Below are 7,708 nucleotides of genomic sequence, written 5' to 3' on the forward strand. Positions count from 1 at the left end.
GGGAAAGGCAGCGTAAGTCCGCCGCTCGCCACCTGTCCCGGGAACACCTCCTATGACTCCCTGTTTCATGGCTCTCCCTGGACAACAAAAAGCGGACAATTCATTTGCTACAAAACCGGACAGTTCTATTTGTTGACAACAGGAATAAATTGACACGTCATGTTACTGGTCTACCAAACTCTCTGATAATAAAGCGCTTCCTTCATTATAAAACGGCTATGGTAATGTTTTAATGAGGCGTTACCTGATACACCCAAACCTGATGATAGACATCAGGTTCTCCCTTGGGCAGGGGCTGGAATTCCTCACTTACCTCCACGCGTCTCCACTTCCCCTCTGATTCCAGGATATCTTGCTTTTCTTTAAAGCCGTTATCTCTGTAAACGTCAGGGCGCAGCGAGAACACGATATGCCCGCCGGGCTTGGTTATGCGAATCAATTCATCGAATGAATCGGCCGGCGCATGACCGACGGTCAATACACCAACACTAATTACTGCGTCAAAGGAATCGGTCGCATAATCCAGGGGCTCTCCCATCACCATTTGATGAAACGCACGGTAAACGCCTTTCGAGCACGCGACTTCAAGCATTCCCTTTGAGAGGTCCATAGCCGTTAAGTCTGTATAACCCTGTTTGGCTAATATTTGCCCGACAAGTCCGGTGCCAACTCCGGCATCCAGAATTTTTGCATCTTTTGCAACATAGCGACTAAAGAATTCAACGGCACGCTGTGGTCCTAGCCATCCAAATGCTTCATTAAGATCAGTGTCATAATCCTTGGCCCATTGATCATATCTTTCAGCGAGTTCTTTATTATCGGATGAAGAATAAATCCACTTCACTCTTTCCAACGTATCCTTTTCGATATCCATTCCTATCTCCTTTTAACAGTTAATTCCGGCGTTTTTATGTTCTAACCACCGACGATACACGGTACATTGAATTGTTCGAATTTTTGCTTTACCAATTTCACCTGTTCCGGTAACGGAGTGGCAAAGGATCTACCTGGATACTGTTTGTCCAGCGTCTGGTATTTCCCTGCTCCCAGCCGATGATAGGGCAGAAGCTCAACTGCTATGTCTGTACCCAGGGATTTAATAAATTGGGCTGTCTCTGTTATGTTGGACATCGTGTCATTTATACCTGCAATCAATGGTATGCGGCAAAGCAGCTCTACCCCGCTTGTCGCTACAATCTTAGCGTTCTTTAAGATAAGCTCGTTCGGCTGGCCGGTGAGCCGGCGATGAATCACCGGATCCATGTGTTTGATATCAAACAGGACATAGTCTGTAACACACAATACCTCTTTCAGCTTTTCTGAAGGGGCATAGCCGCTCGTATCAAGGCAGGTATGTATATCGGCTTCACGGCATTTCTCAAATAAGGCGGCAACGAAGTCGGCCTGACGAAGCGGTTCACCCCCGGAAACGGTTACCCCTCCCCCGCTACTTTCGAAAAATGATTCATCTCGGCAAATCTCTTTGAAGATGTCGTCTATGGCCGCTTGCCTCCCATATATGGTAAGCGCCCCCGGGTAACAGACGTTTACGCATTCACCACAGGCTGTACAGCCATCCCGGTCTATTTTAATAACGTTATCGGTGTTGCAGCTTATGACCTTTCCCGGGCAGGCTTCAATGCATTTCCCGCAGCGATTGCAGAGCTTTCTGATTATCCCCAGTTCCAACTTGGGACTGATGGATTCAGCATTGGCGCACCAAAGACAATACAGGGAGCACCCTTTCATAAAAACGGTGGTTCTTATGCCCGGGCCATCGTGCACTGAGAATTTTTGAATATTGAAAATTATCCCGGATTTACCCTCTTGCATGATAATCACCTTTCGAATTGCTGCTTTCTCCGGTCGCCAGCAAGCTGGCATTTATCTAAAATGTCTGTTCCGTCCGGGCAATTATCTCGTCCTGAACTTCAGGTGCCAGAAGGACAAAGTAAGCACTGTACCCGGCCACTCGTACGATCAGGTCTTTGTATTGTTCAGGATGATCCTTCGCCTTGCTCAATGTCTCGGCATCCAATATGTTGTATTGAATATGCATGCCACCGTTGCCCATGAACGTCTCTGTGAAATCAACCAGCTTTTCAGCAAACCCACTGTTCTTAAATAGTGCGAGGGGAAATTTTTGATTGAGGACCGCTGTTCGGGCATCGCTAAAATCCGCTTTGAGTGCCGAATTACAGACCGCAGTCGGTCCATTTGTATCCGCCCCCTGTGTTGGAGACAAAGAGGCATCAGCCAATGGCTCTCCTGCCTTTCGACCGTTGGCCAGCGCCCCCACCCCCTTGCCGCCATAATAATGCCAGGTTAATCCCTGCCGGAGTATGGTATATTTTGAGCCAAAGGGGGTCTTTTCCGATTCGAGCAGTCTGGGAATTATTTTGCCCAGATCACGAACCATGTTGTCAGCTTCATCAATGTCATTGCCATACTTTGGAGCCGTGAGACACATGTTCCGTATTTCTTCACCCCGCTCACCTTCAAAGTTGGCGTCCAGTGCCTCGAGGAGTTTTCCCATTGTTAATTTCTTGTCATCATACACCAGCTTCTTGATGGCTGTGAGTGCGTCGGCAGCCGAAACATACCCGCGGTCTATAACATCCCACACAGGATGGTCTGCGGGGTCGGCAAATTGACCGCCCATCATGATGTCATAGCCATTATCGATACAACCGGTGGCGAAAGTCGAGTGAAGGGGAACACGCCATGTTCTTAGCTCTGTCCGGTGGGCGATATGGTTACGGTGTATGAAGCGTTTCAATGTAAACGCCACCTGCTTTTCAAGGGCTGCAAACAACTCTTCAAAGGTCTTGAAATTTCGGGGGTCGCCGGTTTCAAGGCCAATCTTTTTCCCGCTCATCGGGGCCACGCCATTATGAAGGGTTTGATCGAGAAGCAGCGCCAGGTTTATGTAAGATATTGCTTTACAGTGGTATCCCTGATTCTTAGGGTGGGCGTATGAGCATCCTAAATAAGCGTGGTCTCTGGCATCTTCAACAGGAACGCCCCTCTTCACAAAGTATTCCGTAGTGGTGTCGCCATTGAGAAACTGGGGATGACCGGCGCCCGTTCTCCGGTTGGTCTCGATGGCCTTCATCATTGCCCAGCGGGATATGCCCTTATGCCAGATAAAAGAGAAGTGAGGCTCCGCATACTTCAGCAGTCCTACCATGTGGAGGAACAGGTAGGTCAGTTCATTGCTGGCATCTTTGCCGTCTCTAGTCAGGCCGGCCAGTGTGATATTAGAAATTTTGTTTGTCTGTACCGCCTCACGCATTAATACCTGTGCACACTGTTCTCTCCGGCCAATAAGAGTAATCAGCCCTCCAACAAGGTCGGCAGCTTTTTCTATGGTTATGCTGCCATCTTCAATGTCTCTTTTAAAATAGGGATACAAACACTGGTCAAGCCTGCCACAGAAGTCTCCGATGCGCCCGTTTTCAATGACCTTGGCGAGTTCGATAAAGGATAATGTCTGAACCGCTTCGTGCAGATTACGCGGTGGGTTTTCCGGGACGTTGGAACACGCTGTGGCAATCTCTTCCAGCTCTGCTCTCCTTGCCGGATCGCTCTCCTTGCCGGCGAGACTACGAGCATTTTCCGCATATCGCCCGGCGAATTTTATCAGTCCCTCTGAAATAATGAGTACCGATTGCCAGAACCATACCTGTTCAGGGTCTTCCACACCTAACTGCGCAGCATGATCCAGTTTTTCCTGGACTTCTGCCATAATCCCCCGCAGGCCCATGGCGAAGACCTTATCGTAGTACGTGATACCATAACCCGGGGGAGCATAATGATAAGGTGCTTGCCCCCTGGATTCAGTAACGTCATCATGCCAGCTTCCCCAAAGCGTTCTGCAGACCTGCTCTTCAATATCTCGATTGGTCTTGCCTTGGAAGTAGATACTATTTTCTATCAGCGCCTGCTTATCCGTTTCATCCAGTTTGCCGATGACATTCAGGCCACCCATGGTAATCTCCCCGTTTTTCGACGTTGCCAATAGATCAAGGATTAAGCCTGAATCATAATTAATCATGGCGTAAGAACCGCGAAAAAACCGGGTGAGACTGCCCACCACCAGTTCATTTTCGAATATGGGTACGGGTATGTTTTCGAGCACATTTTTTACTGCTCTGCCAATCCGCAATTGAATGGGTTGCCCCTCTGTTTGCCGCCATGACTGTGCATAATATGTACCCCGTTCGCTGGCAAGTCTGGGGGTGGTATTTAGATATTTTCCCTTTAATTCCTTTAGGCGCTCGTTTAGCGGCAGACTATCGATCGCTTTCAATAATTCATGATTGACCCTACAGTCTGAGGTTGTTTCGGTTGTCATCGTCTACACCACCTTTCCTTTCCGGAACCAAAATAAACCCGACGGATACGCTCAAGGTGTTGTCTTTTGCGTTCTACTAGATCGTTCAATGCCGGACGCAGAAAAAAGTCGGTAACCTGTTCTTCCCAGAACCTTCTGACGTTGTCATATTTGCCCGAAAGGCCCGAGGACTTATCATATTCTCCCGTCCCTGCTGCATGTGAATATGCCTTTTTTTCCGCCATGTCTTGTCCTTCCTCTCAATAAATCCGGTGGCAGTTTTAAGAAGCGAGAGCCTTCAAAACATCGATACTCTGGAATGCATCCTTGCAATAGGCATCTGCACCTATCTGATCTGAGAATTCCTGGGATGTGGGTGCACCACCGATAAGCACCTTCACCTTACTTCTGATTCCTTCCTCCGTGAGCTTTTCGATAACCTCTCCCATCACACGCATGGTGGTGGTAAGAAGTGCCGAAAGTCCCAGGTAAGGTGCCTGATGTTTTTTTACCTCCTCCACGATCTGCTCGGTGGGGACATTCGTACCCAGGTCGATGACCTCGTACCCTGCGCCTTTGAGCATGATAGCAACAATGTTTTTCCCAATGTCATGGAGGTCTCCGGCAACAGTTGCTATAATAAATTTACCCTTACCTTCAACGCCGGCTCCCGCGAGATGATCGCTCAGGAGGTCCATAGCGGTACCAACGCACTCGGCCGATGCAAGCATATCGGGTATCAGATAATCTTCCCCCTCAAATTTTTTCCCTACTACCTCCATGGCCTCTGTAAGGCCCTTTAGTACAATGATCTTTGGATCTAATTCTTGCTCAATAGCTTCTTTCACAAGTTCGGTAACTGCGGGCTTACCCTCTAAGCCCTCATCGAAGCCCTCATCTTCAGCCTCAAGCCGGCCCTGTATTACATTGAATGCGATCTTTTCTAAGAGTTCATTTTTCCCCATCTTTACTGTCTCCTTTATAGAGTTCTGAGTTCGGCGTTCAAAGTTCAGAGTTAAAAGACCCTGAACCCTCTTTAGATATTACGAAACGGTCTGCCTCAGTCCGGGCAGCAGCCCGGGAATCTCGTTGAATATCTGCTCCACAGTGGTCTGATCCAGATACGGTGGGGCCTCCTTCTCTAACTGTTTCATATATTCAAGAGCATTTTCTAAAACGTTATCTTTCCATTCCTTTGTCTCAAATCTGTAAGGGCTCGAAACCTCACCTGCGTGCATTGCCTTTCGGGAATGGCGTGCATACAACCGATGAGGGGACCCCATGACCTTTCTGATGGTCTTGAGCATATCATCTACCACAGAAGGCTCCACTCTGGCCGCTCTCAGACAGTGCTTTATTTTACCAATCTGCTCGTTGTCAAGTACCGCCTGAACGGGGCAGAAGCTGTTTGTCCTATCTAACAGGCCGAAGGCATAGTGAATATACTGAGCACCACTCATTGCCATGTGGAGATGTGTGAAGAGCTTCTCAAAGGTGGCCTGCATGCCGGGGACTTTGGCATCTCCAACCCCCGCCGTAGAATAACAGGGGACTTCATAAAATCGGGCCATCTGGACGCAGTCTATATTGTACTGGTTAAATTCCGGACATCCATACATGTCGTGCAGATCATCCAGCCGGGCCCGCACAGGAACACTTCCATAGAGCACTGGAGAACCTTCTCTTATCAATTGTGTGAGTGTAATGCCTGCCAGGATTTCCGCGTTAATCTGAGCCACCATACCTGCTTCCTGAATGGGTGCTGAAGATCCTCCCTGAGGGGAAGATGAAATCACAATAGGAAGACCGGTCTCCACAACGCCAAAGACCTTTTCGGTAGTGTCGTCTACGAGTTGCAGCGGGCTTTTGAACACGCATGTAATAAACGAAATAATGGGATTTTCCTTCAGTGCCTGAGGGCCACCGGCGATGATCTCTGCCATACGAACCACATCCTTGAGACTTTCGGTTTCGGTAAGACCTGCCTGGACATGCTTGGTTGTATTATTCAGACTTGCAAAGAATTTATTTACATCATGATTTTTGGAAGTCACTTCAGGGTCCTGGATGTTCAAAGGCCTGATGAAGAAGTCCAGGTGCTCCAATTGCTCACAGAGCCTGGCGGCGCGGCAGAGCAGCGAGGAGTCGCCCCGGCGTTTATGGAATATGGGCACCTTAACCTGTATATCAGGATTATTGATGCTTGCAAATGGTTCCATTTCTACATCGATCCAGACATTGGCTTCGGAACCGGACCCGAAGTATACGCGGGGCACCAGTGCATCGAGTAACAGCCGGTTTTCCGGTTTTCTTGCACCAAGGACAAAGCGGGAAGGTGCCTGAGCCACCGCTTCCTTTATGAGGCCGGAGGAAAAACTAACACGCCAGCAGGTGGAATATCCTTCACGTTCTTCTCGAACATCTGCTCCATGCTTTTTGAAGAGTTTGGCAGCCCGCTCATTGTAGCACCAGATACCCGGATCGGCCAAAATCTGCATGGAGGCTTCATCGAGCCACTTAACCTGCTCCAGGCTCAAGCGCTCATACGGTTTTACCAGAACACCTTCACGGAATTTATCTAACATCGTTTTCTCCTTGAGTTCAGAGTTCTGAGTTTAAAGTTCAAAGTTCCGAGTTGTTCTCATTAAACTTTAAACTTTGAACTTTGAACTCGAAACGCCCTCGTATATCGTCGGCAGTGCCGATCTTTACCCGCCAGTACCTCGGCGGTCTTAACAGCGTCCATCAGATCCTTATTGAGTGGGTCTGTAATTGCTGCATCAAGCCCGGCAAAAACGGCCATGTGCAGAAAGGCCACATTGAGCCTGGCCCGCACCGGCAGACCATATGACACATTGGAAAGACCCATCACAGTCTTGGCTGTGGAAAAAAATCTTTTGATCTCCATAATGGTGTGGAGGGTTACCGTCCCCTGTTTAATGTCCGTGCTTACGGGCAGCACTAATGGATCGAAAAATACGGATTCAAGGGGCACACCGTGTTTTTCACATGCCGCTGCTATCTTTTCACAGGCACGAATTCGTCCCCCAACACTCATGGGAATACCTGTTTCGTCCATAGCAAGGGCAACTATGGGAATGTTATATGCCCCGGCCATCGGTACTACCTGTTCCAGGTTTTCCTCCTCGGCTTTGACCGAATTGATGAGGCACGGCCTTCCATCGCGCGCTTTGATACCCGCCTCCAGGACTACGTGATCTGCGCTATCGATGCAAAGCGGTGTATCCACCTCCTGCTGAATCGTGGTGATAGCCCATTCCATGGAATTGATTTCGTCTTCTCTGGAACCTATACCGGTTCCCACATTCACATCTATAAAATCGGCCCCTGCGGCTACCTGCTCCCTGGCCA

General features: G+C 48.8%; 7 protein-coding genes. All 7 read right to left on the minus strand.

The annotated features are described in order from the left end of the window. Nucleotides 1–229 precede the first annotated feature (229 nt). Nucleotides 230–874 carry a class I SAM-dependent methyltransferase gene (locus Q7J27_07200; protein ID MDO9528927.1) on the minus strand — a complete coding sequence of 215 codons (645 nt, stop codon included), beginning with the start codon at nt 872–874 and terminating at the stop codon, nt 230–232. A gap of 41 nt (nt 875–915) precedes the next feature. Then, on the minus strand, nt 916–1,833 hold the full coding sequence (locus Q7J27_07205) for a glycyl-radical enzyme activating protein (GenBank protein MDO9528928.1): 918 nt from the start codon (nt 1,831–1,833) through the stop codon (nt 916–918). 55 nt (nt 1,834–1,888) lie between these two features. Then, nucleotides 1,889–4,357, minus strand: coding sequence for a pyruvate formate lyase family protein (locus Q7J27_07210; protein MDO9528929.1), 2,469 nt, complete (start codon nt 4,355–4,357; stop codon nt 1,889–1,891). Next, a complete protein-coding gene (locus Q7J27_07215) occupies nt 4,354–4,581 on the minus strand; it encodes a hypothetical protein (protein MDO9528930.1) in 228 nt (75 codons plus the stop codon). Before Q7J27_07215 ends, Q7J27_07210 begins: the two co-directional genes overlap by 4 nt. Nucleotides 4,582–4,617: 36 nt before the next feature. Next, nucleotides 4,618–5,301 (minus strand): corrinoid protein, encoded by a 684-nt coding sequence (locus tag Q7J27_07220; protein ID MDO9528931.1) that lies wholly within the window; start codon nt 5,299–5,301, stop codon nt 4,618–4,620. Between the two features lie 78 nt (nt 5,302–5,379). Further along, on the minus strand, nt 5,380–6,921 hold the full coding sequence (locus Q7J27_07225) for a trimethylamine methyltransferase family protein (protein ID MDO9528932.1): 1,542 nt from the start codon (nt 6,919–6,921) through the stop codon (nt 5,380–5,382). Between the two features lie 59 nt (nt 6,922–6,980). Then, the coding region (locus Q7J27_07230; GenBank protein MDO9528933.1) for a dihydropteroate synthase at nt 6,981–7,708 on the minus strand (728 nt) is incomplete at its 5' end.

Source organism: Syntrophales bacterium (genome assembly GCA_030655775.1).
GTDB lineage: Bacteria > Desulfobacterota > Syntrophia > Syntrophales > JADFWA01 > JAUSPI01.

What these genes read in the sequence shown, in the direction of transcription:
- Q7J27_07220 (MDO9528931.1), bottom strand. Translation starts at nt 5,301, where the DNA reads ATGGGGAAAAATGAACTCTTAGAAAAGATCGCATTCAATGTAATACAG.
- Q7J27_07205 (MDO9528928.1), bottom strand. Translation starts at nt 1,833, where the DNA reads ATGCAAGAGGGTAAATCCGGGATAATTTTCAATATTCAAAAATTCTCA.
- Q7J27_07210 (MDO9528929.1), bottom strand. Translation starts at nt 4,357, where the DNA reads ATGACAACCGAAACAACCTCAGACTGTAGGGTCAATCATGAATTATTG.
- Q7J27_07200 (MDO9528927.1), bottom strand. Translation starts at nt 874, where the DNA reads ATGGATATCGAAAAGGATACGTTGGAAAGAGTGAAGTGGATTTATTCT.
- Q7J27_07225 (MDO9528932.1), bottom strand. Translation starts at nt 6,921, where the DNA reads ATGTTAGATAAATTCCGTGAAGGTGTTCTGGTAAAACCGTATGAGCGC.
- Q7J27_07215 (MDO9528930.1), bottom strand. Translation starts at nt 4,581, where the DNA reads ATGGCGGAAAAAAAGGCATATTCACATGCAGCAGGGACGGGAGAATAT.